The sequence below is a fragment of the Prochlorococcus marinus XMU1406 genome (assembly GCF_017696055.1).
In the GTDB taxonomy this organism is placed as follows: Bacteria; Cyanobacteriota; Cyanobacteriia; order PCC-6307; family Cyanobiaceae; genus Prochlorococcus_A; species Prochlorococcus_A marinus_W.
Genome location: NZ_JAAORG010000003.1, coordinates 393,648 through 419,500 on the forward strand (window position 1 = coordinate 393,648; position 25,853 = coordinate 419,500).

Genomic DNA, 25,853 nt, shown 5'->3' on the forward strand with positions numbered 1-25,853 from the left:
GTTATTTTTTAGCAAAAGCTCCTTTATTAACTAACTTAAACAAGCTCGATTATGGCCATCTGAGCGTTATCGCCTTTTCTAGATACAGTTCTGACTATGCGTGTATATCCACCATTTCTGTCTCCATATCTTTCCTTTGCTTTTTCAAATAATGAATGAACTAATTTTTTATCATAAATATATCCAATAGCCCTTCTCCTGGAAGCTAAACTTCCCTCTTTGGCGAGTGAAATCATTCTTTCAGCTTCATTTCTTAAAGCTTTTGCCCTAGCTTTTGTTGTCGTTACTCTACCTTCCCTAATTAATTGTGTAGTTAAACCTCTTAGGAGTGCTTTCCTCTGGTCAGCAGGTTTACTTAATAATGGAATTCTAAGTTGATGTCTCATAATCTTAAAAATTTGTTAAACAGATGTTCTACTTTGTGGAATAGAAATACCTATGCGCTCTAGAGCCTCAATAACCTCATCTGCAGATTTAGAGCCAAAGTTCTTAATTTCAAGAAGATCTTCATAGCTGAAACCCATTAAATCCGAAACTGAGTTAACTTGAGCCCGTTTCAAACAATTATATGCTCTAACGGACAAGTTTAGTTCCTCGAGAGGAATTTGAGCTTCAGGAGATGGTTCAGGTTCCTCAGGAATTTCCTCAACCATTGTGACAGTAGCAAGAGGTTGAAAGAGTTCTATTAATTGATTTGCAGCTTCAGCAATAGCATCGTCAGGACTTGTTGAGCCATCTGTTACTACTTCCATTTTTAATCTTTCTCTTCCTGTTCCGCCTTCTGCAACAGCGGTTTCATCAATCGTAAAATTCACTCTCTTCACAGGCATAAATACAGCATCTATTTGAAGCAAATCAATAGCAGTTGTCTCTTCACTCTTTCGGTCGACGGGTCTATATCCAACACCTCTTTCAACGTGGATTTCCAACTCTAAGTTATGACCCTCCTGGATAGTTGCGATCGGTTTTTCGCCATCAACAATTTCAACTTGAGAAGAGAATTGGATGTCATTCGCCTTCACTTCCATTGGACCACTCGCTACTAGTCTGCCGATTTCAAGCTCTGGATTAGAGCTATTTATTGATAGTTGCTTGCAATTGAGAAGAATATCTAAAACGTCTTCTCTAACTCCAGGAATAGTGGCATATTCATGATTAATTCCTGCTATTCTTACGGCAGTGACTGCACTCCCTTCAAGTCCTCCCATAAGGACTCTTCTTAGAGAATTACCCAAAGTTGTAGCTTGTCCCCTTTCTAGAGGGCCAATTAAAAAAGTTCCTGTTTGGGAGCGATCATCTGCTATTTGATGGTCGATTCTGTCAATCTGGTATTGCAACACGGAAAATAATGAGGTTAAGAGTTTTTTTTGGGGGGGGGGGTTGAGAATGATTAAGACCTAAACGCGTCTCCGTTTAGGTCTTCTACATCCATTATGAGGTAATGGGGTTACATCTCTTATTAGAGTTATTTCTAATCCAGCCACTTGTAAAGCTCTTATGGCCGTTTCCCTACCTGCGCCAGGCCCTCTAACTAGTACTTCTATTTGTCTCATTCCTTGATCAAGTGCTCTTCTAGCTGCAGCTTCAGCAGCAGTTTGAGCAGCAAATGGCGTGCCTTTCCGAGCGCCTTTAAATCCACTTGCACCTGCAGAAGACCAAGAAATTACGTGACCAGAGGTATCAGTAATTGAGACAATAGTATTATTAAATGTGCTTTGAATGTGTACCACACCATTAGGTACATTACGTTTAGATTTCTTTGAACCTGTTTTTTTTACTGTGGCTGCCATGATGGTTTAATTTAATACTTCAATTTGTAGATAGATTTAGTTAATTATTTTTTTCTTCCAGCAACTGTTTTCCTAGAACCCCGTCTTGTTCTTGCATTGGTTCTAGTTCTTTGACCTCTTACTGGAAGACTCATTCTGTGTCTTCTTCCTCTTACACATCCTATATCTTGTAGACGTTTTAAAGCCATTCCCTCTTTTCTTCTCAAATCCCCTTCTAAAGTGAATTCTTCTGTGGCACCTCTAAGTTTTTGCACATCAGAATCTGAAAGGTCTTTGACACGAGTATCTGGGTTTACACCCGTATTAGCAAGAATTAGCTTTGATCTCGTTAAACCAATTCCATAGACGTATGTAAGTGCAATTTCAACTCGCTTTTCGCGAGGTATGTCAATTCCTGCAATCCTGGCCACGTGTTTTGAATAAGTAAAAGTTTGAATTTAAGGGTTGAAATTTAACCCTGACGCTGTTTATTGCGAGGTCTTTTCTTGTTGATAACATAGATTTTACCTCTTCTCCTCACGATCTGATCGTCAGGACTAATTTTTTTGACTGAAGATCTGACCTTCATAGGTGTTTAACAAATAAAACGTTAATACTATATTCTACATCATCATCAAGCCATTTTTTGTTTGATATCAGAGGAAATGGTTTTTAAATCTCTATCAGCATCAATATATTCTAACAATGATAGAGCTTTAAAATATTGAATCAATGGTTCTGTAGTTTTTTTATAAATATCAACTCTTGTTCTAATTGTCTCTTCTGTATCATCTTTTCTCCCTCTTAAAAGCAAACGTTTAATTAGCGCTTCTTCTGGAATATCTAAATAAAAAACCACTTCTAAAGGTTGATTTATTTCAGTTAAGACTTCATTCAATGAATTTGCTTGAGATAAATTTCTTGGGTAACCATCTAGAATCCAACCTTTATTATCCTTAATTAGATTATGTCTTACTATCTTTAATACGAGTTCATCATTAACAAGTTCCCCTCGATTCATAATATCTTTTACCTGGATACCAAGGGAGGTATTCATTTCGATTTCTTTTCTTAATAATTCACCAGTAGAAAGGTGTAAGTAAGAATTAGTTTGACTTAGCAATTCCGCTTGAGTCCCTTTCCCTGCTCCAGGAGCTCCTAAAAATAGTAAATGTTTCTTCATTAATTGTTAATTAGTCCCTCATACCTTTGTGAAATAACATAAGTTTGAATTTGCTTAGCAGTATCTATAGCAACACCCACAAGAATTAGTAATGAAGTTGCTCCTAAACCTTGAAAGGTCTGAACATTTGTGGCTCTTTCTACTGCAGCTGGGATTATAGCTACTGAACCAAGAAATAATCCTCCCAAGAATGTCAACCTATTTTGTATACCTGATAGGTAGTTTGCTGTATTAGTTCCTGGTCTAACTCCTGGTATCGCTACTCCTCCTTTTTTTAAATTTGAAGCTACATCAACTGGATTGATAGTAAGAGATGCATAAAAATAGGAAAACCCCAAAATCAAAGAGAAGAATGTAAGAGCATATGGCCATGGATTAGAAGATCCTGGATTTAAACTACTGGCTAACTTGATTAAGACTGGATTGCCCGTGACATTTGCAATAGTTATAGGTAAAAATATTAAAGCAGATGCAAATATAATCGGCATGACTCCTCCTGCATTTAATTTCAAAGGTAAATAACTTTGCCTTGTAGGTAGTAGTGTTGAATTTCCTATCTGCCTTTTTGCGCTAACAATAGGAATGCGTCTTGCTCCCTCTTGGACAAAAATTATCCCAACAATTGTCAGTAAAAATACTCCAAGTAAAACTGCTATACCTAAAACATCTGCTCTATCGCCAGTTTGAGCTTTTTCAATGGTTGAACTTAGAGCCTTAGGTAAAGTGGAAACAATATTCAAAAAAATTACCAGTGAAGCCCCTTGACCTATCCCTTTCTCCGTAATAATTTCACTAAACCACATTACTAACATTGAGCCAGTAACCAAGGCAATTGAGGTTTGCAAGACAAATGTTGTTTCACTTATCCCCTGAATAGCATATTGTCTGAGAATTAAGGAAAAAATTATACTTTGCAAAAAACCCCATCCTAATGAAACATATCTAGTTATTTGAGCAATTTTTCTTCTTCCCGCTTCTCCTTCATTTTTTTGTAAATCTTCAAGCACAGGCAATGAAGCTGTGAGGAGCTGAATAATAATTGATGCGTTGATAAAGGGAAGTATGCCTAATGCGAATATTCCTAAGGTTGAAATTCCTCCTCCAGTAAAAATATCTAAAAAACCTATTAATTGCCCCCCTTGATCTATAAAACTTTTAAAAGCAACCCTATCAATACCAGGCATAGGGATATATATACCAAGTCTTACTAAAAGTAGAAGACCTAAAGTAGTTAAAACTCTACTCCTTAGCTCTTTATTTAAAAATAATTGGGAAAGTATTTCAGAAGAGCTAGGATTTCTACTTTTGTTGACAAACATTTTGAAGCTTTCCTAAATTTTTAGTAAATTTATTTATTATTTATAAGCTCGCAGGATCCACCTGCGTCCTCAATTTTTTGTTTTGCAACTTTTGTAAATGCATGAGCTTGGACATTTAACTTTACATTAAGTTTTCCATTACCAAGAATTTTTAAAGGAAATTTTGGCTTGAAAATTAATCCTTTTTTGACTAGTGAATCTAGGTTAACAGTTTCATTTTCTTTGAAATCGTTTAATTTTTCTAAATTAATTATGGAAAAGTTCTTTTGATTAATTATTTCAAAGTGCTTTAATTTTGGAACTCTTCTATATAGAGGCATTTGGCCACCTTCAAAACCTGGACGTGTGGGTCTTCCAGAACGTGACTTTTGTCCTCTCATTCCGAAACCACATGATGCACCCTGACCGGCTGCAATACCTCTACCCTTTCTTAATTTTTTCTTTCTCGAGCCAGAGTTTGATTTAAGTGTATTTAATGTTGAAGTCATAATTTTCAAGAATAGAGCTGTTCAAGTGAGATGCCTCTTTCCCTTGAGGCAGATTTGTGTGTTCTTAATTGAGAAAGAGCTACCATAGCAGCTCTTGCATTATTCAAAGGTGTTTTACTACCCAATCTTTTAGCTAAGACATTTTTTATGCCGGCTAATTCTAAAACTGTTCTTATTGAACCACCAGCAATTACACCTGTACCTGGGGCAGCTGGTCTGATTAGTACATTAGCAGCACCATCTCGACCTTTAGATAAAGTCGGTATTGAATTATTTGGGGTTAAGGGAACCCTAACAAGATTCTTTTTACCATCTGAAACTCCCTTTCTCACCGCACCAATGACATCTCCTGCTTTACCAACTCCAACTCCAACTTGACCTTTCTCATTACCTACAACAACAATTGCTCTAAAACTCATTTTTTTTCCACCCTTAACAGTCTTAGAAACGCGTCGAATTTGAACAACTCTTTCTTGCCAATCAGAATCTCTCTCTAGATTTTTTGAATCACCTCTTCTATTTCTTTTTCGATCATTACGATTATTCTTTTTTTGTTCTACAGGAATAGCTCCAGGAACGTTATCGTTCATGGATTGAATTTCTTTTTTTGTTGGAGTGTCAGTCATAGTAAAAAATTAACAGTTAGAATTCTAGGCCAGCTTCACGAGCAGCGTCTGCAAGTGCCTTTACTCTGCCGTGATATAAATTACCTCCACGGTCAAAAATTACTTGCTTAATCCCTTTTTTAATCGCTCTCTTTGCTAATAATTTTCCAACAATGGAAGAAGAATTACAATCAGAAGATAATTTCTCAGATTTTTCTCTTAGTTCCTTATCAACAGTTGAAGCTGAGCAAATAGTTGTTTGAGCACTATCATCAATAACCTGGGCATAAATATGGTTATTAGAGCGAAAAACAGACAATCTTGGACGCGTTGCATCTCCAATTAAGAATCTCCTTAATCTTCTATGTCTTTTTTGGGTTTGTAATTTCCTGGAAAGTTTGGTCATTTTTTTAATTGGAATTATTTTTTGCCAGATTTACCAGCTTTTCTGAGAATTCTCTCATCATGGTATTTAATTCCTTTTCCTTTATAAGGCTCTGGAGGTCTAATTGATCTGATTTTTGCTGCTTCATTGCCAACAATTTCCTTATCAATTCCAGATACAGTAACGTTTGTATTACTCTCAACTTTGTATGTTATACCATCAGGGGGGATCATTTCTACAGGATGACTATATCCTGCACTAACAACTAGATTTTTACCTTTTACTTGCGCTCTGGATCCAACGCCTACAATTTCAAGTTTTTTTGAAAAACCTTGACTAACCCCTTCAACCATATTTGCAATTAAGGCTCTGCATAAACCATGTCTTTGCCTTGAGAATATTTTGGTAGTAGTGGGACTTACGACAACAGTATTATCTTTTTTATCAAAACTAACTCCCTCTGGCATCTGACGTTTTAACTCACCTTTAGGGCCTTTAACTGTAACTGTTAATCCATCAAAATCAACAGTTACTTTATCTGGTATTAGTACTGGTGTTTTTCCAATTCTTGACATGATTAATCCTCCTTAATAAACATAGCAAAGTACTTCACCACCTATACCTTGCTTCCTAGCATCACGATCACTCATGACACCTTTAGAAGTAGATATAATAGCAACTCCAAGACCTCCAAGAACTTTTGGTAAACCTCTAGTATTTTTATATATTCTCAAACCAGGTTTACTAACTCTTTGCATAGATCGAATAGTAGGAAATTTATTTTTTCCACTATATTTGAGGCCGAGTATTATTTGTGATTTATAACCTTCACCTTCCTCATTAATATCAGAAATGAACCCCTCTTTTTGAAGTACTTTAGCGATACTTAAGGACATTTTTGAACCTGGGATTGTTGTGGTTGTATGCTTTTTTTGACTCGCATTTCTAATTCGAGTTAGCATATCTGAAATAGGATCGTGATTTGACATAGTTTTAATTTAATTCTTACTAAAAGGCATTCCTAACTCCTGCAAAAGAGCTTTACCTTCTTGATCTGATTTTGCACTAGTGACAATAGTTATATCCATACCTCTTATTGAATCTATTTTATCAAAAGAGATTTCAGGAAAAATCAATTGCTCTTTCACGCCAACGGTGTAATTACCTCTCCCATCAAAACTTTTTGGATTAACTCCTCTAAAGTCTCTTATTCTTGGTAAAGCTAGATTTATAAATCTCTCCAAAAAAGAATACATCCTGTCTCCTCTCAAAGTTACAGTACAACCAATAGGCATGCCCTCACGAATTTTAAAACCCGCAATAGCTTTTTTGGCCCTAGTTACTAAAGCCTTTTGTCCTGTAATTGTTGCCATTTCATTTAAAGAGGCTTCAAGAGCTTTCGAATTCGAAGCTGCTTCACCAAGACCTCTGTTAACGTTGACTTTGACAACTTTAGGTACTTGATGAATATTTTTAAGACCAAGGTCCTTTAAAAGTTTTGGTCTTATTGATTCTTTGTAGCGATTTTTTAGAGTCATAATTTCTTGTTAATTCTGGTCTTTGTCAGAATTGATAAATTAGAAAAAGTTGAAATCTGGTTTCTGATGAAAAATTAATCAATTACTTCACCAGTTTTCTTCAATCTTCTTTTCTTAACCCCCTCTTTATCAATAAAGTATTCAATCTTACTTGTAAGATTTTTTTCCTTTGAAAAAAACATTACATTTGATGCATGTAAAGATGCTTCTTCTGTAAGAATTCTTCCAGTTTCTCCTTCCTGAGTTGGTTTTACATGTTTGGTCCTAAGGTTAATTCCCTTTACAACTACTCTATTTTCAAGAGGGATAGTTTTTAAAACTTCACCAGTTTTCCCTTTGTCCTTGCCATTAATTACTTTTACCAAATCTCCAGTTTTGATTCTCATTTTTATTCTCTGGAAATTTTTCTTTTGCTTTAATGAATCCAACATTTAAATCACCTCCGGAGCAAGAGAAACAATCTTTGTATAATTTTTATCCCGCAGTTCTCTAGCTACAGGACCAAAGACTCTAGTACCTTTTGGATTCTTATCTTCATTAATCAATACTGCCGCGTTGTCATCAAATCTGATTGAATTACCAGTATTTCTTCTTAATGTTGCTTTAGTTCTGACGATAACAGCTTTAACAACTTCAGATTTCTTAACTCCCATGTTAGGAAGAGCATCTTTTACAGTTGCTACGATTACATCCCCGACATGTGCATACCTTCTATTAGAACCTAAAACCCTAATACATTGGAGTCTTTTTGCTCCGCTATTATCGGCAACTGTTAAATAAGTTTCTTGTTGAATCATTTTTGAACCTCATTAGCCTGACTTGTTTTATTGAGAATCTCTTCTATGGCCCATCTTTTATGAGCACTAAGCGGTCTAGTTTCTCTAATTTTAACTCGATCACCTAAAACGCATGTATTTTCTGGATCATGCGCCTTATATCGAGTAGTTCTACTTACAATTTTTTTATAAGTGGGATGTGGATATCTGTTAATAACAGCAACAACAACTGTTTTATCCATTTTGTCGCTGACAACAGTACCAATTCTTTCTTTAAGTGCCATAACTAATAATTAATCAGAAGTTGTTTTAGAAGCAGATTGACTCTTACTGAGAGTGAGTAATTGCGCAACTTGTTTCTTGATAATTTTAAATTTATGAGTTTCATTCAGCTGTCTTGTAGCTTGCTTGAATCTCAAGTCAAAAAGATCTTTTCGTAATTGGTCAATCTTTTCAGTAATTTGTTCAGAATTTAATTTTTTAAATTCCTTTAGTGACTCTGAGTTTTTCATTGTTTAACCTCCTCTTGAGATTTTTTACTATTTTTTGTATTTTCTTGGGAGGAATTTTCTAGATTTTTATCAATGGAGATAAATTTAGTTTTTACAGGAAGTTTGTATTGAGCCAGACGCATAGCTTCTTTTGCAGTTTCCTCAGTGATATCCTCACCACCCATTTCAAAAAGTATTCTTCCAGGTTTTACAACTGCGACCCAAAACTCTGGATTACCTTTACCAGAACCCATTCTGGTTTCGGCAGGTCTCATGGTTACTGGTTTATCAGGAAATATTCTTATCCAGATTTGACCACCACGTTTGATATATCTAGTCATAGCTCTTCTGCTTGCTTCAATCTGACGTGCAGTTACCCAGCCACAGTCTTGAGCTTGGAGAGCAAATTGACCGAATGCAATAGTATTACCCTTTGAGGCTACACCCCTCATTCTGCCTCTATGTTGTTTACGGAATTTAGTACGTTTTGGACTAAGCATTTTTATACCTCCTATGAATTCTCATTTGAACGATCCTCAAATTGCTGAGGTCTTCTACTAGCTTTCCTCTTAGGGCTCGCACCCACAGGGATAGTTTGTTCTTCTTTAGGGAGAACTTCACCTTTGAAAACCCAAACTTTAATGCCTAGAACACCGTAAGTTGTATTAGCTTCACGTGTTGCGTAGTCAATTTCAGCTCTCAAAGTATGTAAAGGTACTCTACCTTCTCTAGTCCATTCAGTTCTAGCTATTTCAGCACCATTCAACCTTCCCCCTACTTGAATTTTAAGACCTAGAACTCCAGCCCTTTGAGCCCTTTGTAAGGCCATCCTAATAGTTCTTCTAAAGGCGACTCTTTTTTCTAGTTGTTGAGCAATATATTCAGCTAGTAAAAAAGCATCAGCGTCTACGCGTTCAACTTCAACAACGTTTATTCTGACTTGCCTTGTTCTATCACCTATAGTTTTTTGAATGCCAGATCTTAATTCTTCAATACCACTTCCTTGTCTTCCAACTATAACTCCTGGTCTTGCTGTTTTTAATTCAAGTTCCAGTTGGTCAGCTTTTCTTGCTATTAAGACATCGCTAATTCCTGCTGCTCCATATTTTTTTTGTATAAAGGTACGAATTTTAAAATCTTCTTGGAGAAGAATTGGATATGTTTTAGAAGTAGCAAACCACTTAGAGCGATGCTCTTGTGTAATCCCTAATCTTAGTCCAGAAGGATGTATTTTATGTCCCATTAGTTTTGTACCTCCGCATTAGTTTGAGTAGGAGCAGACTCTACAGAAATACTGATGTGGCAAGTCTGTTTTTTAATTGAAAAAGCTCGACCTTGAGCTCTGGGTCTATACCTTTTCATTACTGGACCACTATTAGCCCATGCAGAGGAAATAACTAGGGTAGATGGATCCATTCCAAGGTTATGTTCTGCATTAGCAACAGCAGATCTTAGAACTTTAGTAATGGGGTCTGTTGATCTGTAAGGCATAAATTCCAACATAATCAATGCATCTCTATAAGATCTACCCCTTATCTGATCCAAAACTCTTCTCACTTTAGAGGCTGATCCGCGAACATAATTCCCATGAGCAATTGCTGTTTTTGTTGTTTCAGGTGTTTTTGTCATGATTTTGCTCCTTTCTTATCTCTTATATGACCTCGGTAAGTGCGTGTAGGAGCAAATTCCCCGAGTTTATGACCAATCATTTGTTCAGTAATAAATACTGGAATGTGAGTCTTGCCATTATGTACAGCGATTGTGTGACCGATCATTAAAGGTAAAATCGTAGAGGATCTTGACCAAGTTTTGATAACAGACTTGTCATTATCGGTATTTTGTTTTTCTACCTTCTTGAGCAGGCTATCTGCTATAAAAGGTCCTTTTTTTAGTGAACGTCCCATGATTATGTAATAGAAATTGAAATAATAAATGAAGTAATCAAGAGTCTCTTCCTCCTCTACTCCTCTTAGAAACGCGACGGCGTCTTCGAACAACTAATTTATTACTTGGTTTGTTCTTTTTACGTGTCTTTAGTCCAAGAGCTGGCTTACCCCATGGAGTAACTGGGCCTGCTCTACCAATTGGTGCTTTTCCCTCTCCTCCTCCATGTGGATGATCACATGGGTTCATTACACTACCTCTTACTTGAGGCCTTCTTCCAAGCCATCTTCTTCTTCCTGCTTTACCTAAGCTAGTATTTCTTATTTCAGAATTACCTACTTCACCAAGAGTTGCGTAGCATTCTTTTCTTACAAGTCTTACCTCAGTAGATGGGAGTTTTAAAGCAACATAATCTCCCTCTTTTGCCATAACTTGAGCACTAGCTCCTGCGGATCTAACCATTTGAGCACCCCTACCTGCGTATAACTCAACACAATGAACACTAGATCCTAATGGCATAACAGAAAGCGGCATTGCATTTCCATCTTCAATTGGAACACTTTCTCCAGAAATGACATTTTGTCCGACTTTTACTCCTGCTGGAGCGATAATATATCTTTTCTCTCCATCTTCGTAAAATAAAAGTGCCAACCTTGCATTTCTATGAGGATCGTAGTGTATAGCTGCAACTTTAGCGTTGATATTTCTTTTATCTCTTCTAAAGTCGACCAATCTATATTGCCTTTTGTGACCACCTCCACGATGACGACAAGTGATAACTCCACGATTATTCCTGCCTTTAACTCTATGTTTTGAAACTATTAGTGATCTTTCAGGTTTTGCACTTGTGATTTCACTAAAGTCAGTAACTACTCTCTGCCTAGTGCCAGGTGTATAAGGTTTAAATTTACGTATTGCCATGATTAAAACTCCTTAAGATTCTGGAAATAGTTGGATTTTGTCTCCTTCAGCAAGACGTACAATTGCCTTCTTGACCTGAGAACGTTTACCGGAAAATTTCCCGACTCTTCTTGTTCTCCTAGGAGGATTCATAGTGTTAACTCCTATGACTTTAACACTGAACAAGGCTTGAATAGCTGCCTTTATTTGTGGTTTAGCCGCTCTATGATCTACTTCGAAAGTATATTGGTTAAGATCTAGTGCATTTGTAGCTTTTTCAGTAATAACTGGCTTTCGTATTACATCGGCTAAACGAGAATCGAATAATTTACTCATGATTCATAAACCTCCTGAATTTTATCTATCGCTGATTGACCTATTACCAATTTATTGGCATTGAGGATATCAAATACATTTAATTGATCGGCGGCGATTAATTTTACTTTCTCAATATTATTAATGGATTTTTTTATAATGTCGGAAGGGCTATCAAGAATAACCAAAACTTTTTCAGTTTTTTGTATACCTAATCGAGCAAGGCCATTGATGATATCACTTGTTTTAGGCTGCTTTAAAGTAGATCCAAAATCTTCAACAGCCTTCATATCAGATACTCTGGACATAAGAGCTGTTCTAAGAGCTAATCTACGTTCCTTACGATTCATATCAAGATTATAAGAACGTGGCTTCGGTCCAAAAATAATTCCGCCACCAGGTCTTAAGGGTGTCCTTATTGATCCTTGACGAGCTCTTCCTGTACCTTTTTGTTTGTATGGCTTTCTACCTCCCCCGCGCACTTCAGATCTTGTCAAAGTTGATGCTGTCCCTTGTCTTTTATTTGCTAGCTGTCTAAGGACTGCTCTATGGATTAAGTCTGCCGAAGAAGTTTCTTTAGCAACTGCTAAATCAAGAGTAACTTTGCCTGATTTTTTACCATCCCACTTTAAAGTTTCAAGTGTTGTCATGATTTTTCACCTCCTTTTTTGCCTACAACATTATTTGGCTTAATGTTGACAATTGAGCCGGGCTTACCTGGAACAGAACCCTTTACTACAAGCAAATTATTCTGATCATCAATTTTTAGAACTAACAATCCTTTGGTAGTTATCTGTTTTCCTCCATATCTTCCTGCCATTCTTTTCCCTGGATAAATTCTACCCGGAGTTGTTCCTGCTCCTGTAGATCCTGGTGCTCTATGATTTTTTGAACCATGACTCATAGGACCTCTGCTAAAACCATGTCTTTTCTGGTAACCTGCAAAACCTCTACCCATAGATTTGCCACTGATATCAACTTTTTGACCAACCTCAAAGTTTTTTACAGTTATTTGTTTTCCGATTTCATAAGATGAAGTTTCTTCAACCCTATATTCTTTCAAATGCTTTAAAAGTTCTTCACCTGATTTCAATAAGTGTCCCTTTTCAGGTTTGCTTAAATGCTTCTCTTTGGACAAGCCATAGCCTATCTGAACGGCGGTATAACCATCCAACGCAGTTGTTTTCAATTGAGTGACGCGGCACGGACCAGCCTCTATAAGAGTAACTGGTACCGAGTTACCTTTATCATCGAAAAGTTGGGACATGCCCAATTTCTTTCCTAAAATTCCGATAGACATAAGACTAAATTAGGCTAGCTCGTAATAATTTTTCAATTATCTAAACCTTTCAGTTATTAAGGTGAAGTTAATAAAAAAACAATTAGTAAGGTCGAGACTTATCTGAAATAATAGATAGTTTCTCTCGGGATAAACCCACCTGAGTTTTTTAACGAAACGCTAAAAAATGTGAAATTTTCAGAGGCTCGGCTAGCTTGCGAGCTTAAAAATTCACTGAGTTACAATTGTACATCATCAAGTACCATAAAATAAAATAAAATAGAAATAAAGGAAATTTTTATGCCATTACTTCTCTCAGGGAAAAAGTTTCATAACGATTTAAAAACTAACAAATGTCTCGCAATATTTGCTCCTCTTGAAGGTGGTTATGAAACTCGTCTTTTGAGGAGAATGAGGGCCAAAGGCTTTAAAACTTTTATAACTTCAGCAAGAGGGCTTGGAGATCCAGAAGTTTTCTTGCTCAAATTGCATGGCGTTAGACCACCTCACCTTGGTCATCAAAGTGTAGGAAGAAACGGAGCGCTTGGGGAAGTTCAACAAGTAATCCCACAAGCTTCTGAGTTATTTAATGAAAATGATAAAAATAAATTACTTTGGTTATTAGAAGGTCAAGTATTATCTCAATCTGAATTAGAGAGCTTAATAGAGATTTGCACTAACGATAATAAACTAACAATAGTTGTTGAAATGGGAGGTTCAAGAAAACTTGAATGGAAACCATTAAGTAATTATATTTTGGATGAATTTGAAAGTTAAATTGTTTGATTAAAACCAAGAATAAAAAAGATAAATGGATTAAGTTAATTTGTGGTGCCAGTAATGAAGATATTGTTGCCATAGAAGATTTATGTGCAATTTATACTGCTGCTGGTGTCGACTACATAGATGTTGCAGCAGAAGAATCTATAGTTTATGCAGCAAAAAAAGGAATCGATTGGGCAAAAAAAGTCTTTAAAAACTCCCCTGGATTAATGATAAGTATTAGTGATGGTAATGATATCCACTTTCGAAAAGCAAAATTTGATCCTTTAAAATGTCCCCCTAGTTGTCCAAGACCATGCGAAAAAGTATGCCCCACCTTTGCAATTGATAATTTCGGAATTAAAGAGAGTAAATGTTATGGATGTGGAAGATGTTTAAATAGTTGTCCTCTAAATCTAATTAGTGAATATGAATATAATTTGTCAAAAAATGATTTAGCATCAACACTTCAAAAAATAAGGCCTAATGCAGTAGAAATTCATACAGAAATCAATCGCCTAGATTCTTTTACAAAAGTTGTAAGTATCCTTAAAAGTTCTGGAATGAAATTAGACAAGATATCTATTAGTTGTGGATTAAATCAATCTTTCAAAAAAGCCCAAGAGCCCGAAGATCTTTTGAAAGCTCTTTGGGAAAGATATGAAATTCTGAATGAGCTAGATATTCCCCTTATTTGGCAACTAGATGGAAGGCCAATGTCTGGAGATCTTGCTCCTACAACAAGTAGAGATGCTGTTAAGTTGTTTGAAAAAATCGGTTCAGATCTTCCACCAGGATTAATTCAATTAGCAGGAGGAACAAATGAAAAAACTCATGAATTGTTGAATTCAAACAATCTCCCAGACGGAATAGCATTTGGAAGTGCTGCAAGAAAAATTATGCAGCCCCATATTGAATTTGCTCACAAAAATAACAAAAAACTTTATGAGTATCCTGAAAAAATGGCTTTAGCGATCAAAAAAGCTCAGAAATTTCTAGAGCCATGGAAATCGAGCTCGTTCAAATAATATTTTTATTTTTCAAAACTAGCGCCATGTTTATAAAAACTTTGTATTTTTTGGATAGAAAAAAATCTTTTCATGTATTAAAATAGAAATTCATTGGGCCGTCGCCAAGTGGTAAGGCATCGGGTTTTGGTCTCGACATTCCTAGGTTCGAATCCTAGCGGCCCAGTTCTAATATTTTATTGGTGTCTTCTCAAAAAATATTTCTATTTGATTTCGATGGAGTAATAGTCGATGGAATGCAAGAATATTGGCATAGCTCCTTGCTGGCCTGTGAAAGATATTTAAATTCACCCTATATCTCTTTTGATCAAAAACTTTATAAAAGAGTACCAAATTCTTTCAAAGAAATTAGGCCTTGGGTTAAATATGGTTGGGAAATGATTCTAATTGCTCACGAAATTTTAAAAAAAGAAAATCCATTAAAAATTGATAATAAAGATGATTTTATTAATAATTATCATCAAAATTGCCAGAGGATATTAAATGAAAATTCCTGGATAGCAGAAGATTTACAAAAAATGTTAGATAAGTCTCGCAAGTACCAAATTGATAAAGATTTTAAATCTTGGGTAAATTTACATAATCCTTTTTTTGAAATTATAAATTTTATGAAAGAATTGAGGAATAGAGGAATAAAAACTGGAGTTATAACAACTAAAGGAAAAGTATTTGCAGAAAAAATTCTTAAACAATTAAATATTTTTCCTGAATTTATTTTTGGTTATGAATCCGGAACTAAAATCAAAATAGCTGAAAAGCTTACACAAACTTATGAAATTTTAGGCTTTATAGAAGATAGAAAAAATACTCTAATAGATATTAAACAAAATTCAGAAACTTCTCACATTCCATGCTTCCTAGCTGATTGGGGATATTTGAAAGGATCAGATAGATATACTTTAAGTAATGAAATTAAATTATTAAAATTAGAGAAAGTTGAGGAATTAGTTGCAATTTAAAGATAATCAGCTAGAGTACAGATGTACTATAGTTTGTATTTATGAAGTTTGGTTTAAATAAAAATTTCCAAATTTAGAATAATTACAAGAACTTTAACCGATAAATCAAACAATGAGCCTTGAAGAAAAGAAAAAAACTGAATCAAAAGAAAAAGACAAGGCATTAAGTCTTGTCTTAGGTCAAATAGAAAGAAATTTTGGACGAGGTTCAATAATGAGACTTGGTGACGCCTCAAGAATGAAAGTAGAAACAATATCAACTGGAGCGCTCACCTTAGATTTAGCATTAGGAGGAGGCTATCCAAAAGGAAGAGTAGTAGAAGTTTACGGACCAGAAAGTTCAGGAAAAACTACATTAACGCTTCACGCGATTGCGGAAGTCCAAAAAAATGGAGGAGTAGCTGCATTTGTAGATGCTGAGCATGCACTCGATCCAGTTTATGCGGCCTCTTTAGGTGTTGATGTTGAAAATTTGTTAGTTTCACAGCCAGATACTGGTGAAATGGCTCTAGAAATAGTTGACCAACTTATAAGATCGAGTGCGGTAGATCTTGTAGTTGTTGACTCGGTCGCAGCACTAACCCCAAGAGCCGAGATAGAAGGAGAGATGGGAGATCACGTAATTGGAAGCCAAGCAAGGCTAATGAGCCAAGCAATGAGGAAAATAACAGGAAATATTGGCAAATCTGGATGTACGGTAATATTCCTGAATCAATTACGCCTAAAAATTGGCGTTACATACGGCAATCCAGAAACAACCACAGGAGGTAATGCATTAAAATTTTACGCCTCAGTAAGACTTGATATCCGAAGAATTCAAACTCTTAAAAGAGGTACTGAGGAATATGGCATAAGAGCAAAAGTGAAAGTAGCAAAAAACAAAGTTGCACCACCATTTAGAATTGCAGAATTTGATATTCTCTTTGGGAAAGGTATTAGTACAACAGGATGCTTATTAGATTTAGCAGAAGAGACCAATATCATCATAAGGAGAGGTGCTTGGTATAGTTATGAAGGAGAAAATATTGGACAAGGAAGAGATAATACAATTATTTGGCTTGATCAAAACTTAGAAATCAGGAATAAAGTAGAATCTATGGTTAAAGAGAAATTAACAGAAGGAACTGAAGTCAGTTCTAATTCAATGAAAGCATTAAATAGCAATCCTGCTAATACAATCGCTGTTAATGATATAAAAACAGTAGCTTAGATTTATAAAGAATCAGCTAAAGTCCACCACCCAGCAGCAGGGCCTATAAATCTCACTACAATCCATAAGATTACTAACCCTCCGATTCCAAACCAACTGGCCTTAATACTTAATTTAATTAGGTTATCTCTTTGATTGATTGTAAAGGGAAGCCATTCAAATAATCTTGGAGACTCATCAATTTTAGTTTTAGTATTGTTTTTTTTTGGAGGTAAACCAAGTGTTTTACGTCTTTTTGCTTCTCCCATATTTCTTTAGTTATTTACAAAATCATAACCTAATCAAAAGGTAGCATATAGTTAATTTGTTTTGAGGGTTGAATGTTTTGCAAAAGTAATCTTCCCCAGTTTCTTTTATTTGCTCTTCCATCTAGGATTATTAACTTACCTGAATTTCTTCTTAAAGGAGAAATAGATCTTTCAAGTTTAATTCTAGCTTGAGGAAGAAAGAAGTCTCTAAACCAATCTTGAGAAAGCTTCTTCTTATGAGAGACAGTAATTGCATTAATGGGTTCTGACATATTCGGAATCGGAAGTAAAGGAATGATAATTTGTTCTGGAATTTGAATTAAATAAGAATTCATAATCCACCAGTCAAAACTAGAGCAAAGAATTTCATTTTTACCAGAGGGAATTGTCTCTAGCAATACTCTCTTCCCGTAAGTAGAAGCTAATTCTGTAGCAAGATTAGTTTTTAAATCAATATCATCAGACAACACTAAAGTTAAACCCTTTCTAAAAAGTATTAACTTTTTGCATTTGTCCAAGATTGAATTGGTAAAAAGAGGATTATTAGGAAGCAACTGTTTAGAGGGCATATATAAAGAAATCTTTTTCTCTTCAAAATTACTCTTAAAATTAATAACCAAGTCAATATCTAAACTATGTTTTTTAAAATACATTTGGAAAAAATTATCTTTTCTCAATGTTGATAAAAAAACAAATTTATTATTTGAAAAAAATTCCTTAATTTGAAAAAGTTCATCTATTGGCTGTAAATACAAATTCCAATCTAAATTTGTATCGTTTAACTTTACCCAGCATGCCCAACCTTGAGATAATGCTTTGTTGACACTTAAAAATTTATCAGAAAAAAAAGAATTTTCATGAAAAAAGTTTGACAAGAACCTAATTTCTTTTTCATTTAAATTGATATAACTATTTCCTAAGACCTTTCTCAAGAAGAACTTTTTCTTCAACGAATCATATACTTTTATAAATTTTTGATTGATTAATTCAAATTCTTTAAAATTTTTTGTCCAATCCTTTTTAAGTAAAGAAATCCTAAAATGATTTTTTAAATCCTGTTTTATATCCTCAATTCCTGAATAAACTATTCGATGATTTCTAAGATTACGAGAATTGGGATCATTAAGAAAATTTTGGATAGTTATCAAGTGAACATGATGATTTGCAAAAATAAATTGATCATTTTTCAAAATAAAATTAAAACCTAGATTTTTCAATGAATCAATCTGAAATTGGCTTATAAATTGGATTTTTTCTTTAGATAAAATAAAAGTTGAATCCTCTTCCTTTAAAAATAAAGAAATCAAAATTGGAGGTAACCAATCATAGCTAGAGAAAATTTCTGAATTAATTAGATAGGTAGAATCATTTTCAATACATTTGGAAACTATCCTCCCAAAAGAATATATGTGCTCCCAATTAATACTTTGATCTCTCAAAAAATTTTTCAAATATTGATGACTTAAAATTTCAAGCATTTATAATTAATTTAATTTCAAAAATATACAAAATTTATGAACCTAATATACAAAAAATTGGTATCAATAAAAGAGGGTCTTGAATTAATTAATTTATGAAAATTGGAATAGTAGGATTAGGATTAATTGGTGGTTCTTTAGGATTAAAACTCCAAAGTCTAAATCATACAATTTATGGAATAGCAAATAATGAATTTAATGAAAAAAAAGCTAAGGATAAAAAACTTGCAAATTTTATTAGCTGTGATCTGAGCTTGTTAAAAAAATGTGAGCTAATAATTTTGGCATTGCCTATCAAAGATTTGATCAGTCCGTCGCAACAATTAGTAGCATCAATACCTCAGGAAGCAATACTAACTGATGTCGGCTCTGTAAAAGAACCAATTGTAAATACATGGGAAAATTCACATCCTCTATTTATTGGATCTCATCCAATGGCAGGAACAGAAAAAAAAGGAGTTGATTCAGGTTTTGAAGGTCTTTTTAAAAATGCAAAATGGATTATTACCCCAACACAAAATAGTGATTTAAATTCAGTCAGAACTATTTCCGAGCTCATAAAATCAATTGATTGTGAAATTTGCCAAGCTTCGCCAAAAGAGCATGATGAAGCAGTATCTCTAATTTCTCATTTGCCTATATTTTTAGCTTCTGCCCTCATAGAAACTGCGCAAACAAAAAATAATCAATCTTTATTAGATCTCTCGCAAAAATTAGCTGCTACAGGATTTGCTGACACTTCGAGAGTTGGCGGAGGCAATGAACAACTAGGCTTAGATTTGGCTATTAATAATCAGATTAATGTTTTAAATTCCATTAATAATTTTAAAAATAAGCTGAATATACTGGAATCTCTTATTAAAGAAAAAAATTGGGATTTACTTTCTCAAAAACTTGCTGAAGCAAAAGAAAACAGACAAAATTTTATAAACTAAAATTTTCTATACCTTTGGAAGCTAAAATTTGTCTTGAAACCATTAATGCAGACTGACTAACACCTGCAGTCCCCTCTCCTGGATAAATCGAATCTCCACATAACCATAAACCTTCAAAAGGTGTCCTACTTGATAATCCAAATAAACCAAAAATATCTGGATTTTGACCAAGCCCGCCTACTATTCCATTAGGTCTTTTTGTCCATTTTTCAAAGCCCAATGGAGTTGCTAATTCTCTATGTAGCCATTTTTCAGGATCAATATCAAATTGACTTTCCAATTCAAGTGATATTTTTTTCATGAAACCATTTTTTTTCTTTAAGTAAGTTTGTTTATCTAGATCAAACCAATCTTTAGTTTTGGTAAAGATACTGGCAATTAAAGTAACCTCACCTTTTGGCGCTCTTCCATCACCATCATCACTAATTGATACAAATAACGAACAAAATTCTTTTGAAACAAATTGATAATGATTAGAGAATGTTTTTTTAATATGTTCCTTTTTTAAGGCTGAATAAAAAACTACAGCTCCACTTGGATCAGGCAAATTATTAAGTCGATTTTTATAATTTTTTTTTCTTTCTAAAGGATCTTTCAAATGCTTGAGCAAAGATTGTGGAGGTGCGGTATAAATCACATCTTTTGCATGATAAATAAATGATTTTTTTTTCGAATTAGCAGATAGTTGCCAACACATATTTACGTCGTCAAAAGTTATAGAATTGACTTCCTGTCCAAAAATTAAATTAACTCCAGTTTTAATTAATGAACTTTCTAATGATTCACTTAAAGACTGCATAGATTTTTTAAGATGCCACAGACCATGTGGCTGTTGACACATCTGAAGAACAGTAGATCCATATAATGCTGCAGTACTATAAACGTCCTCTTGAGAATAAAGTTTTAATTGAAGATTTAAGAATTTAATCAAGCGCTCATTCTTGGATAATCCACATATCCGCAATAGATCAAAAATAGTAGATTTAAGTAAGATACCTGTGACAAGGTTTGAAGGTACTAGTGCTTTGAGAAGTTGAGAAAAATCCCAAAAATTACTTATTGGTAATACAGGATTATTATTAGCAAATATCCAATTACTTTCATGTATTAGGGTACAAAGCTTCCAAAATCTTTGACTCCCAGGAAACTGCATTTCTCGTTCAGCAATCCATTTACTTTTTTCATACCAAATAGGTATAGGATTACCACCATCATTTAAATCAACAATGCAAGCAGGGTCTAAAATTGTGGCTTCTGGGGATGGAATATCTAAAAAATTAAAAATTCTAGAATGTATTCCTCCCTTCTCTAAACCAGCAACCTGAGTTGCGCCAACATCGAAAGTATAATTCTTTCTTTTAAAAGTACCGGCACATCCTCCGGCTTGAGTATGAGATTCGATTAAAGTCACTGATAAGCCTTGTTTTGATAAAATCGCTGCAGAAGTTAGTCCTGCTATACCGGCGCCTACAACAATAACTTCAGACTTTCTCATTAAAAATGCAAAAATTATCCTCTATTGAAATTAACGAAATTTGTGAAGAATTAGGTGAAACCTATCCAAAAAATATTGAACAAGTACATGGTGGTGATATTCATAGTGCCTGGCGAATAGAATTCTCAAACAAAAAGTTATTCCTTAAAAGAAACATCAGAAACAAAAAATTTCTCGAATTTGAAAAATATTGTCTTCTAGATTTGAGAAAATACATTAATCAAGAAAACTTAGTTATTCCAGAAGTTATTGCATATAAAAATATAAACAATATAGAAATTCTTTTAATTGAATGGATAGATATGCATAACTTTGACCAAAAAAAGCTTGGAAAAGGTTTAGGTGAATTACATTTAAAATCAGCTGAATCTAATCCCAAAATGTTTGGTTTTCCAGTTGAGGGTTTTATCGGAACAACAGATCAGAAGAAAGGGTTGGAAGATAATTGGATAGATTGTTTTTTAAACTTAAGGATAATACCTCAACTATTAATTCTTAAATCAACGACTTTAGATAAAGAAATTATAAATAAAGTTAAAGAAAAAATTAAATCAGAATTGCTGAATCACAATCCAATAAATGCTTTAGTTCATGGTGATTTGTGGTCAGGTAATGCAGGAATGGACAAAAGTGGAAAGGGGGTTATTTTTGACCCAGCATCTTGGTGGGCAGATAATGAAGTAGATATAGCTATGACAAAACTATTTGGAGGTTTTAGAAAAGAATTTTATGATGAATATCATAAAGTTTTTCCTATAAAAAACGGATTTGAAAAAAGAATTATTATTTATAATTTTTATCATATATTGAACCATGCCAATATGTTTGGGGGGGGGTACTTAAAACAAGTTGAAGATTACATAAAAGCAATACTCAACATGTAATTTTAACTAACCTAAATATGTCTTCTTAAGATTTTGTACCTTATCTAAAACAGCTTCACGGTTTTCGCTGGTACGAAGATTTTGCCAGCTCCATTGACCGACCACAATTACGCCTAGTAGTTCTAGTAAACCAGGGAGAATTGGGAAAAAGTTTATCGTGTCAATGACAACTTTAATTATTATCTGTGCTATTACGACAACAGCAATAATGCCTGCCGCCTTGCCGTACTTACCCATTTGAGTCCAATCAACATTACCAAGGGTTTCGTTGACTTTTCCCATAACATCAGAGTACTTCTCTGAAAAACTTTTGGTTTCTGAGCTTGTATCGGAGCCGGAGTCTTGGTTTGACTCTGGAGTGTTATCACTCATGAATTCAGTAAACTTAATATATGAACCAGACAGTATCGGAAAAAACGTCTGTTGACTACCTTTTTGTTGTGCAAAATTCCGAACCGAAACAATTTGTATTTTTTTAGAAGCCTTGGTATATAGGGTTTCTGAAGATATTTAAGCTTAAAATTGATTTATAAAAACTTCACATTATCGTCTAGTTCTAACAAAAACATTAATAAATAACTGTAATAAGAAAAATTTAAAAGGCTAAAATTTTTATTTTAATTATTATGTTTTCATAGTTTAGCTCGCAAAAATTAAGGGATCGAAATGTCCAAAGATATCAAATTTAATTTCTTAAACTCTGATGAAGAAGAAAGATATCAAAAACATTTCACTCTCAAAGAGATAGGTTATGAGGGTCAACTATATCTTAAAAACAGCTCAGTATTATGCATTGGTGCAGGTGGGCTTGGGTCTTCCGTTTTGCTTTATTTAGCTGCAGCAGGAATTGGGAGAATTGGAATAGTTGATAACGATCAAGTTGAAAAGTCTAATCTCCAGCGACAGATAATTCATGAAACAAATACTATTGGTAATCTTAAAATTGATTCTGCCAGGGAAAGAATTAAAAAATTCAATCCTAATTGTGAAATATTAACCTTTTCAAAGAGAATTAATCCTAAAAATGCTCTTGAATTAATAAAGGAGTTTGATGTTATTTGTGATTGCTCGGATAACTTTGGCACAAGATATTTAATAAATGATTCATGCCTGATATTAAATAAACCCTTAGTCTTTGGAAGTGTACAAGGCTTTGAAGGGCAAGTGAGTGTTTTCAATTTATATAAAAATAGTCCTAATTTAAGAGACTTACTTCCAGAGTCTCCTTCAAAAAATGCTGCCCCTAGTTGTGCAGAATACGGGGTTGTGGGTGTTTCAACAGGTTTAATAGGAATTCTTCAGGTTAATGAAATTATCAAAATAATTTTGAAAAAAGGTGAAATTTTAGATGGGAAGATGTTAATTTTTGATCTATTGAATATGAATATGAAAAAATTACATCTAAAAAGTGATCAGTTAAATAAACGAATAAAAAATCTGTCTCAGTTTGAGAGCTTTTATTATAGTGATGAATATTGTGAGAAAAACGATACAATTAACAGTATTAATGCTAATGACTTTAATATTTTATACAAAGCAAAACCCAACAAAATTCTTTTAATTGATGTTAGAGAAAATGAAGAATTTTCTACATCTGCAATAGAGGGATCTATCTCAATTCCCTTAAGTAATTTGAACCAAGAATCTGACTTAAAATTTATTCAAAAAGAAAGTTTAGATAAAGAGGTTTTCACTATATGTAAATCGGGGAAACGCTCTGAAAAAGCTTCAAGAATCTTGTCTAAATTCAAAATTCAGTCAAGATCTATTGAAGGCGGCATTGAAAAGGTAAAAAAAATATTGTGCAATTAATTTTTTAAGAATAGTTAGTAATCTACACCTCTTTTCAAATCAACTCCTACATTTGCGTAATGCTTATGACAAACCATTTCAGAGTAAACATCAGCTAGTTCAAAATAGGAAGGTTCATTTTTACACCTCCCAGTAATTATAACTTCTGTATCTGCTGGTTTTTTTAAGAGCGTTTGATGTATTGATTCCACAGGCAACAACTCTAAATCAACAGTTGGATTCAATTCATCTAAAATGATTGTTTTATACAAGCCCGACAAAATAGCAGCTTTAGCAATTTCCCATGCTCTTTCAGCCTCAACATAATCAATTGGTTGTTGCTGACCTCTCCATACGATGGCATCTCTGCCTGAACGCAAATGATCTACTAAATGAGGGTAACTCTCTCTTAAAGCTTCTATGGCAGCATCTTCTGTATATCCATTTCCACCTTTTAACCACTGTAATATTAAAACTCTATGACTTTTATCTTGAGATATTCCTTTACCGATAGCTTGAAGAGCCTTACCGAGTGCACTTGTGGATTTACCTTTTCCTTCACCTGTATAAATCTCAATTCCACCATTAGAACTACTTTCTTTGGTTGGTTCTGATAAGTCTCCTATTAAACGTGGTCTCATTTCTGAATGGAGTTGAGATATTCTTACCAAAGAGGGCGGGGCTGCCCTTCCAGTAATAATTATTTCTAATCCATCTGGACGATTTTGAAGAGAATCAACTACTTCATTGATATCAAGCATTCCTAAATCAAGAACTGGATTCAACTCATCGAGTACAACTACAGAATAAAGAGAACTAGCAATTGCGCCTTTAGCAATATTCCATCCTCTCTCTGCCTCACCAACATCAAACTTTGTCACTTGGTCAGCAGTAAAGAATTCAGATCTTCCTGTCCTTACATGGTCAATTAAATGTGGAAAGCCTCTTTGTAAAGCCTCTATAGCTGAATCCTCGTCATATGACCTCTCAGGGCCTTTTAAAAATCTTAGAAGTAAAACTCTTGACTGTCTTTTTTCGCATATTCCTAATCCTATTGTCCTGAGAACTACTCCCAATGCAGCCTGGCTTTTTCCCTTACCCTCTCCATCATAAATATGTAATTGACCTTTTGATCTCTCTTGACTGTCACTTGCTGTGACAATTCCAATTCCTCTATTTCTACTCGTATTCGTCAATTGAACAAAATTAGTAAATTTAATCTAAGATATAGATAAGAATATTATTAAAAATTTAATAATAAATTCAACCTATTCATAGGTAATTTGAATTTTAAAGTAATTAGCATGTTCAATCAACTAGAAATTCTCTCTGATGAACAAAATGAAAAGCTTTATACAATTAGAAGATACATTAAGAATCTTGATAGTGTTTGTATTGCTTACTCCGGAGGAGTTGACAGTACACTAGTAGCATCATTGGCATTCGAGCAATTAGGTAGGAAAGCAATTGCTATAACTGGTATTTCTCCTGCATTAGCCAATACTCTTCGCCAAGAAGCAAGAAGGCAAGCAAAATGGATTGGAGTAAAGCATTTAGAAATTAAAACATCAGAATTAGAGCAATCAAGTTACACCAAAAATCCTAAGGATAGGTGCTTTGCATGCAAAAAAGAGCTACACAAACATACAACCTACCTCTCAAAAAAACTTAATTACAAGATTGTTTTAGATGGAGTCAATCTAGATGATCTTAAAGATTACAGACCAGGTATACAAGCCTCAAAACAAGCAGGAGTTATCTCTCCCCTTGCAAAATTTAAAGTCTCAAAACAAGACATTAGGGATATATCAAGAGCATTGGGGTTTCCTTGGTGGGATAAACCTGCTCAACCTTGCTTATCATCAAGATTTCCTTATGGCCATGAAATAACTAGTGAAAGGCTAAAAATGGTTGAGAAAGCAGAAGAATATCTTAAAGAATATGGATTATCAGAGGTTAGAGTTAGATGCCAAGGTTCAACTGCAAGAATAGAAATTCCCCAAGATGAATTAAATTATTTTTTTAGCAAATATAATTTTAGTGAGTTAGTTCAATATTTTTCTAATTTAGGATTTAATTGCACAAGTTTAGATCTTGAGGGACTAGTAAGCGGAAAATTAAATAGATAAAT

The 25,853-nt window shown here is 34.2% G+C and carries 38 protein-coding genes and 1 tRNA gene; 9 read left to right on the plus strand and 30 right to left on the minus strand.

The genetic code is table 11. The annotated features are described in order from the left end of the window. Window positions 1-35: 35 nt before the first annotated feature. The 25 genes from rplQ to rplC all read right to left on the minus strand — a co-directional run bounded on the left by rplQ (window position 36) and on the right by rplC (window position 12,953). Window positions 36-386, minus strand: a complete 351-nt coding sequence (rplQ, locus tag HA149_RS08535) for a 50S ribosomal protein L17 (protein ID WP_011863642.1) — start codon at window positions 384-386, stop codon at window positions 36-38. Window positions 387-401: 15 nt separating this feature from the next. Next, a complete protein-coding gene (locus tag HA149_RS08540) occupies window positions 402-1,340 on the minus strand; it encodes a DNA-directed RNA polymerase subunit alpha (protein ID WP_025937644.1) in 939 nt (312 codons plus the stop codon). Window positions 1,341-1,397: 57 nt separating this feature from the next. Further along, complete coding sequence (rpsK, locus tag HA149_RS08545) at window positions 1,398-1,790, minus strand: 30S ribosomal protein S11 (RefSeq protein ID WP_002805825.1); 393 nt, start codon at window positions 1,788-1,790, stop codon at window positions 1,398-1,400. A 44-nt stretch (window positions 1,791-1,834) separates the two neighbouring features. Then, window positions 1,835-2,200, minus strand: coding sequence for a 30S ribosomal protein S13 (rpsM, locus tag HA149_RS08550; RefSeq protein WP_002807728.1), 366 nt, complete (start codon window positions 2,198-2,200; stop codon window positions 1,835-1,837). 41 nt (window positions 2,201-2,241) lie between these two features. Beyond that, on the minus strand, window positions 2,242-2,358 hold the full coding sequence (gene rpmJ, locus HA149_RS08555) for a 50S ribosomal protein L36 (RefSeq protein ID WP_011377173.1): 117 nt from the start codon (window positions 2,356-2,358) through the stop codon (window positions 2,242-2,244). A 45-nt stretch (window positions 2,359-2,403) separates the two neighbouring features. Then, window positions 2,404-2,952 carry an adenylate kinase gene (locus HA149_RS08560; protein ID WP_209114853.1) on the minus strand — a complete coding sequence of 183 codons (549 nt, stop codon included), beginning with the start codon at window positions 2,950-2,952 and terminating at the stop codon, window positions 2,404-2,406. Beyond that, on the minus strand, window positions 2,952-4,271 hold the full coding sequence (gene secY / locus HA149_RS08565) for a preprotein translocase subunit SecY (RefSeq protein WP_209114856.1): 1,320 nt from the start codon (window positions 4,269-4,271) through the stop codon (window positions 2,952-2,954). The genes HA149_RS08560 and secY overlap by 1 nt, the downstream gene beginning before the upstream one ends. Window positions 4,272-4,300: 29 nt before the next feature. Next, the gene (gene rplO / locus HA149_RS08570) at window positions 4,301-4,759 is read right to left on the minus strand and encodes a 50S ribosomal protein L15 (RefSeq protein ID WP_209114858.1); all 459 of its coding nucleotides are present in this window, start codon (window positions 4,757-4,759) and stop codon (window positions 4,301-4,303) included. Window positions 4,760-4,764: 5 nt separating this feature from the next. Then, window positions 4,765-5,385, minus strand: coding sequence for a 30S ribosomal protein S5 (rpsE, locus tag HA149_RS08575; protein WP_209114861.1), 621 nt, complete (start codon window positions 5,383-5,385; stop codon window positions 4,765-4,767). A 16-nt stretch (window positions 5,386-5,401) separates the two neighbouring features. Continuing rightward, window positions 5,402-5,770, minus strand: a complete 369-nt coding sequence (gene rplR / locus HA149_RS08580; RefSeq protein ID WP_025893589.1) for a 50S ribosomal protein L18 — start codon at window positions 5,768-5,770, stop codon at window positions 5,402-5,404. A 14-nt stretch (window positions 5,771-5,784) separates the two neighbouring features. Beyond that, the gene (rplF, locus tag HA149_RS08585; RefSeq protein WP_209114863.1) at window positions 5,785-6,324 is read right to left on the minus strand and encodes a 50S ribosomal protein L6; all 540 of its coding nucleotides are present in this window, start codon (window positions 6,322-6,324) and stop codon (window positions 5,785-5,787) included. Between the two features lie 12 nt (window positions 6,325-6,336). Next, on the minus strand, window positions 6,337-6,738 hold the full coding sequence (gene rpsH / locus HA149_RS08590) for a 30S ribosomal protein S8 (RefSeq protein WP_011819159.1): 402 nt from the start codon (window positions 6,736-6,738) through the stop codon (window positions 6,337-6,339). A 9-nt stretch (window positions 6,739-6,747) separates the two neighbouring features. Further along, a complete protein-coding gene (gene rplE / locus HA149_RS08595; RefSeq protein ID WP_011819160.1) occupies window positions 6,748-7,287 on the minus strand; it encodes a 50S ribosomal protein L5 in 540 nt (179 codons plus the stop codon). A 74-nt stretch (window positions 7,288-7,361) separates the two neighbouring features. Further along, window positions 7,362-7,718: a 50S ribosomal protein L24 gene (rplX, locus tag HA149_RS08600; protein WP_079321213.1), complete on the minus strand. Its 357-nt coding sequence runs from the start codon at window positions 7,716-7,718 to the stop codon at window positions 7,362-7,364. Further along, window positions 7,719-8,084, minus strand: a complete 366-nt coding sequence (gene rplN / locus HA149_RS08605) for a 50S ribosomal protein L14 (protein WP_002807235.1) — start codon at window positions 8,082-8,084, stop codon at window positions 7,719-7,721. Further along, entirely contained in the window at window positions 8,081-8,347 is a 267-nt protein-coding gene (rpsQ, locus tag HA149_RS08610) for a 30S ribosomal protein S17 (RefSeq protein WP_209114865.1), read from the minus strand. The genes rplN and rpsQ overlap by 4 nt, the downstream gene beginning before the upstream one ends. Window positions 8,348-8,356: 9 nt before the next feature. Then, a complete protein-coding gene (gene rpmC, locus HA149_RS08615; protein ID WP_025895061.1) occupies window positions 8,357-8,575 on the minus strand; it encodes a 50S ribosomal protein L29 in 219 nt (72 codons plus the stop codon). After that, a complete protein-coding gene (rplP, locus tag HA149_RS08620; RefSeq protein ID WP_025938709.1) occupies window positions 8,572-9,054 on the minus strand; it encodes a 50S ribosomal protein L16 in 483 nt (160 codons plus the stop codon). The genes rpmC and rplP overlap by 4 nt, the downstream gene beginning before the upstream one ends. 11 nt (window positions 9,055-9,065) lie before the next feature. Next, window positions 9,066-9,797 (minus strand): 30S ribosomal protein S3, encoded by a 732-nt coding sequence (rpsC, locus tag HA149_RS08625; RefSeq protein ID WP_011819165.1) that lies wholly within the window; start codon window positions 9,795-9,797, stop codon window positions 9,066-9,068. Continuing rightward, on the minus strand, window positions 9,797-10,183 hold the full coding sequence (gene rplV, locus HA149_RS08630) for a 50S ribosomal protein L22 (protein ID WP_025895064.1): 387 nt from the start codon (window positions 10,181-10,183) through the stop codon (window positions 9,797-9,799). Before rplV ends, rpsC begins: the two co-directional genes overlap by 1 nt. Then, window positions 10,180-10,458, minus strand: a complete 279-nt coding sequence (rpsS, locus tag HA149_RS08635) for a 30S ribosomal protein S19 (RefSeq protein WP_011819167.1) — start codon at window positions 10,456-10,458, stop codon at window positions 10,180-10,182. The genes rplV and rpsS overlap by 4 nt, the downstream gene beginning before the upstream one ends. A 37-nt stretch (window positions 10,459-10,495) precedes the next feature. Beyond that, a complete protein-coding gene (gene rplB, locus HA149_RS08640; protein WP_002807290.1) occupies window positions 10,496-11,359 on the minus strand; it encodes a 50S ribosomal protein L2 in 864 nt (287 codons plus the stop codon). Window positions 11,360-11,371: 12 nt separating this feature from the next. Further along, on the minus strand, window positions 11,372-11,674 hold the full coding sequence (locus HA149_RS08645; RefSeq protein ID WP_209114867.1) for a 50S ribosomal protein L23: 303 nt from the start codon (window positions 11,672-11,674) through the stop codon (window positions 11,372-11,374). Then, on the minus strand, window positions 11,671-12,303 hold the full coding sequence (gene rplD, locus HA149_RS08650) for a 50S ribosomal protein L4 (protein ID WP_209114869.1): 633 nt from the start codon (window positions 12,301-12,303) through the stop codon (window positions 11,671-11,673). Before rplD ends, HA149_RS08645 begins: the two co-directional genes overlap by 4 nt. Beyond that, window positions 12,300-12,953, minus strand: coding sequence for a 50S ribosomal protein L3 (gene rplC / locus HA149_RS08655; RefSeq protein WP_209114871.1), 654 nt, complete (start codon window positions 12,951-12,953; stop codon window positions 12,300-12,302). Before rplC ends, rplD begins: the two co-directional genes overlap by 4 nt. A 279-nt stretch (window positions 12,954-13,232) precedes the next feature. Here rplC and ndhN point away from each other — a divergent pair, with 279 nt between their 5' ends. The 5 genes from ndhN (at window position 13,233) to recA (ending at window position 16,891) form a co-directional block, all read left to right on the plus strand. After that, complete coding sequence (ndhN, locus tag HA149_RS08660) at window positions 13,233-13,709, plus strand: NAD(P)H-quinone oxidoreductase subunit N (protein WP_011819171.1); 477 nt, start codon at window positions 13,233-13,235, stop codon at window positions 13,707-13,709. Between the two features lie 5 nt (window positions 13,710-13,714). Continuing rightward, a complete protein-coding gene (locus HA149_RS08665; RefSeq protein WP_209114873.1) occupies window positions 13,715-14,722 on the plus strand; it encodes an LdpA C-terminal domain-containing domain in 1,008 nt (335 codons plus the stop codon). Between the two features lie 94 nt (window positions 14,723-14,816). Further along, window positions 14,817-14,888 (plus strand) — tRNA-Gln (locus HA149_RS08670). 16 nt (window positions 14,889-14,904) lie between these two features. After that, window positions 14,905-15,681 (plus strand): HAD family hydrolase, encoded by a 777-nt coding sequence (locus HA149_RS08675; RefSeq protein ID WP_209114875.1) that lies wholly within the window; start codon window positions 14,905-14,907, stop codon window positions 15,679-15,681. A 112-nt stretch (window positions 15,682-15,793) separates the two neighbouring features. Further along, the gene (gene recA / locus HA149_RS08680; protein ID WP_011819174.1) at window positions 15,794-16,891 is read left to right on the plus strand and encodes a recombinase RecA; all 1,098 of its coding nucleotides are present in this window, start codon (window positions 15,794-15,796) and stop codon (window positions 16,889-16,891) included. Window positions 16,892-16,893: 2 nt separating this feature from the next. Here recA and HA149_RS08685 read toward each other — a convergent pair whose 3' ends face one another. Together HA149_RS08685 and HA149_RS08690 are read right to left on the minus strand one after the other, a co-directional pair. Then, the gene (locus HA149_RS08685; protein WP_025895071.1) at window positions 16,894-17,139 is read right to left on the minus strand and encodes a DUF2839 domain-containing protein; all 246 of its coding nucleotides are present in this window, start codon (window positions 17,137-17,139) and stop codon (window positions 16,894-16,896) included. Window positions 17,140-17,168: 29 nt separating this feature from the next. Continuing rightward, entirely contained in the window at window positions 17,169-18,617 is a 1,449-nt protein-coding gene (locus HA149_RS08690; RefSeq protein ID WP_209114877.1) for a DNA helicase, read from the minus strand. Between the two features lie 95 nt (window positions 18,618-18,712). Between HA149_RS08690 and HA149_RS08695 the strand changes: the two genes are divergently transcribed. Beyond that, window positions 18,713-19,552 (plus strand): prephenate/arogenate dehydrogenase, encoded by an 840-nt coding sequence (locus HA149_RS08695; RefSeq protein WP_209114879.1) that lies wholly within the window; start codon window positions 18,713-18,715, stop codon window positions 19,550-19,552. On the opposite strand, the gene crtD is transcribed toward HA149_RS08695, so the two are convergent. Continuing rightward, window positions 19,542-21,047, minus strand: coding sequence for a C-3',4' desaturase CrtD (gene crtD, locus HA149_RS08700; protein ID WP_209114881.1), 1,506 nt, complete (start codon window positions 21,045-21,047; stop codon window positions 19,542-19,544). The genes HA149_RS08695 and crtD overlap by 11 nt on opposite strands. A 5-nt stretch (window positions 21,048-21,052) precedes the next feature. Between crtD and HA149_RS08705 the strand changes: the two genes are divergently transcribed. Next, window positions 21,053-21,931, plus strand: a complete 879-nt coding sequence (locus HA149_RS08705) for a fructosamine kinase family protein (protein ID WP_209114883.1) — start codon at window positions 21,053-21,055, stop codon at window positions 21,929-21,931. Between the two features lie 6 nt (window positions 21,932-21,937). On the opposite strand, the gene HA149_RS08710 is transcribed toward HA149_RS08705, so the two are convergent. Beyond that, window positions 21,938-22,303, minus strand: a complete 366-nt coding sequence (locus HA149_RS08710) for a CAAD domain-containing protein (protein WP_011819180.1) — start codon at window positions 22,301-22,303, stop codon at window positions 21,938-21,940. A 294-nt stretch (window positions 22,304-22,597) separates the two neighbouring features. On the opposite strand from HA149_RS08710, the gene moeB reads away from it, so the two are divergent. Further along, the gene (gene moeB, locus HA149_RS08715; RefSeq protein WP_209114886.1) at window positions 22,598-23,743 is read left to right on the plus strand and encodes a molybdopterin-synthase adenylyltransferase MoeB; all 1,146 of its coding nucleotides are present in this window, start codon (window positions 22,598-22,600) and stop codon (window positions 23,741-23,743) included. Between the two features lie 14 nt (window positions 23,744-23,757). On the opposite strand, the gene HA149_RS08720 is transcribed toward moeB, so the two are convergent. Continuing rightward, entirely contained in the window at window positions 23,758-24,918 is a 1,161-nt protein-coding gene (locus HA149_RS08720; protein WP_209114888.1) for a cob(I)yrinic acid a,c-diamide adenosyltransferase, read from the minus strand. Window positions 24,919-25,026: 108 nt separating this feature from the next. On the opposite strand from HA149_RS08720, the gene larE reads away from it, so the two are divergent. After that, window positions 25,027-25,851 carry an ATP-dependent sacrificial sulfur transferase LarE gene (gene larE, locus HA149_RS08725; protein WP_209114890.1) on the plus strand — a complete coding sequence of 275 codons (825 nt, stop codon included), beginning with the start codon at window positions 25,027-25,029 and terminating at the stop codon, window positions 25,849-25,851. Window positions 25,852-25,853 lie beyond the last annotated feature (2 nt).

What these genes read in the sequence shown, in the direction of transcription:
- rplB (WP_002807290.1), bottom strand. Translation starts at nt 11,359, where the DNA reads ATGGCAATACGTAAATTTAAACCTTATACACCTGGCACTAGGCAGAGA.
- rplV (WP_025895064.1), bottom strand. Translation starts at nt 10,183, where the DNA reads ATGACAAAAACACCTGAAACAACAAAAACAGCAATTGCTCATGGGAAT.
- rplF (WP_209114863.1), bottom strand. Translation starts at nt 6,324, where the DNA reads ATGTCAAGAATTGGAAAAACACCAGTACTAATACCAGATAAAGTAACT.
- rplX (WP_079321213.1), bottom strand. Translation starts at nt 7,718, where the DNA reads ATGTTGGATTCATTAAAGCAAAAGAAAAATTTCCAGAGAATAAAAATG.
- HA149_RS08695 (WP_209114879.1), top strand. Translation starts at nt 18,713, where the DNA reads ATGAAAATTGGAATAGTAGGATTAGGATTAATTGGTGGTTCTTTAGGA.
- rplR (WP_025893589.1), bottom strand. Translation starts at nt 5,770, where the DNA reads ATGACCAAACTTTCCAGGAAATTACAAACCCAAAAAAGACATAGAAGA.
- recA (WP_011819174.1), top strand. Translation starts at nt 15,794, where the DNA reads ATGAGCCTTGAAGAAAAGAAAAAAACTGAATCAAAAGAAAAAGACAAG.
- secY (WP_209114856.1), bottom strand. Translation starts at nt 4,271, where the DNA reads ATGTTTGTCAACAAAAGTAGAAATCCTAGCTCTTCTGAAATACTTTCC.
- rpsQ (WP_209114865.1), bottom strand. Translation starts at nt 8,347, where the DNA reads ATGGCACTTAAAGAAAGAATTGGTACTGTTGTCAGCGACAAAATGGAT.
- rplE (WP_011819160.1), bottom strand. Translation starts at nt 7,287, where the DNA reads ATGACTCTAAAAAATCGCTACAAAGAATCAATAAGACCAAAACTTTTA.
- moeB (WP_209114886.1), top strand. Translation starts at nt 22,598, where the DNA reads ATGTCCAAAGATATCAAATTTAATTTCTTAAACTCTGATGAAGAAGAA.
- rpsK (WP_002805825.1), bottom strand. Translation starts at nt 1,790, where the DNA reads ATGGCAGCCACAGTAAAAAAAACAGGTTCAAAGAAATCTAAACGTAAT.
- rpsE (WP_209114861.1), bottom strand. Translation starts at nt 5,385, where the DNA reads ATGACTGACACTCCAACAAAAAAAGAAATTCAATCCATGAACGATAAC.
- larE (WP_209114890.1), top strand. Translation starts at nt 25,027, where the DNA reads ATGTTCAATCAACTAGAAATTCTCTCTGATGAACAAAATGAAAAGCTT.
- rplP (WP_025938709.1), bottom strand. Translation starts at nt 9,054, where the DNA reads ATGCTTAGTCCAAAACGTACTAAATTCCGTAAACAACATAGAGGCAGA.
- ndhN (WP_011819171.1), top strand. Translation starts at nt 13,233, where the DNA reads ATGCCATTACTTCTCTCAGGGAAAAAGTTTCATAACGATTTAAAAACT.
- rplO (WP_209114858.1), bottom strand. Translation starts at nt 4,759, where the DNA reads ATGACTTCAACATTAAATACACTTAAATCAAACTCTGGCTCGAGAAAG.
- HA149_RS08560 (WP_209114853.1), bottom strand. Translation starts at nt 2,952, where the DNA reads ATGAAGAAACATTTACTATTTTTAGGAGCTCCTGGAGCAGGGAAAGGG.
- HA149_RS08690 (WP_209114877.1), bottom strand. Translation starts at nt 18,617, where the DNA reads ATGCTTGAAATTTTAAGTCATCAATATTTGAAAAATTTTTTGAGAGAT.
- rpsS (WP_011819167.1), bottom strand. Translation starts at nt 10,458, where the DNA reads ATGGGACGTTCACTAAAAAAAGGACCTTTTATAGCAGATAGCCTGCTC.
- rpmJ (WP_011377173.1), bottom strand. Translation starts at nt 2,358, where the DNA reads ATGAAGGTCAGATCTTCAGTCAAAAAAATTAGTCCTGACGATCAGATC.
- HA149_RS08685 (WP_025895071.1), bottom strand. Translation starts at nt 17,139, where the DNA reads ATGGGAGAAGCAAAAAGACGTAAAACACTTGGTTTACCTCCAAAAAAA.
- rpmC (WP_025895061.1), bottom strand. Translation starts at nt 8,575, where the DNA reads ATGAAAAACTCAGAGTCACTAAAGGAATTTAAAAAATTAAATTCTGAA.
- rplQ (WP_011863642.1), bottom strand. Translation starts at nt 386, where the DNA reads ATGAGACATCAACTTAGAATTCCATTATTAAGTAAACCTGCTGACCAG.
- rplC (WP_209114871.1), bottom strand. Translation starts at nt 12,953, where the DNA reads ATGTCTATCGGAATTTTAGGAAAGAAATTGGGCATGTCCCAACTTTTC.
- HA149_RS08710 (WP_011819180.1), bottom strand. Translation starts at nt 22,303, where the DNA reads ATGAGTGATAACACTCCAGAGTCAAACCAAGACTCCGGCTCCGATACA.
- rpsH (WP_011819159.1), bottom strand. Translation starts at nt 6,738, where the DNA reads ATGTCAAATCACGATCCTATTTCAGATATGCTAACTCGAATTAGAAAT.
- HA149_RS08645 (WP_209114867.1), bottom strand. Translation starts at nt 11,674, where the DNA reads ATGAGTAAATTATTCGATTCTCGTTTAGCCGATGTAATACGAAAGCCA.
- rpsC (WP_011819165.1), bottom strand. Translation starts at nt 9,797, where the DNA reads ATGGGACATAAAATACATCCTTCTGGACTAAGATTAGGGATTACACAA.
- HA149_RS08705 (WP_209114883.1), top strand. Translation starts at nt 21,053, where the DNA reads ATGCAAAAATTATCCTCTATTGAAATTAACGAAATTTGTGAAGAATTA.
- rplN (WP_002807235.1), bottom strand. Translation starts at nt 8,084, where the DNA reads ATGATTCAACAAGAAACTTATTTAACAGTTGCCGATAATAGCGGAGCA.
- rplD (WP_209114869.1), bottom strand. Translation starts at nt 12,303, where the DNA reads ATGACAACACTTGAAACTTTAAAGTGGGATGGTAAAAAATCAGGCAAA.
- crtD (WP_209114881.1), bottom strand. Translation starts at nt 21,047, where the DNA reads ATGAGAAAGTCTGAAGTTATTGTTGTAGGCGCCGGTATAGCAGGACTA.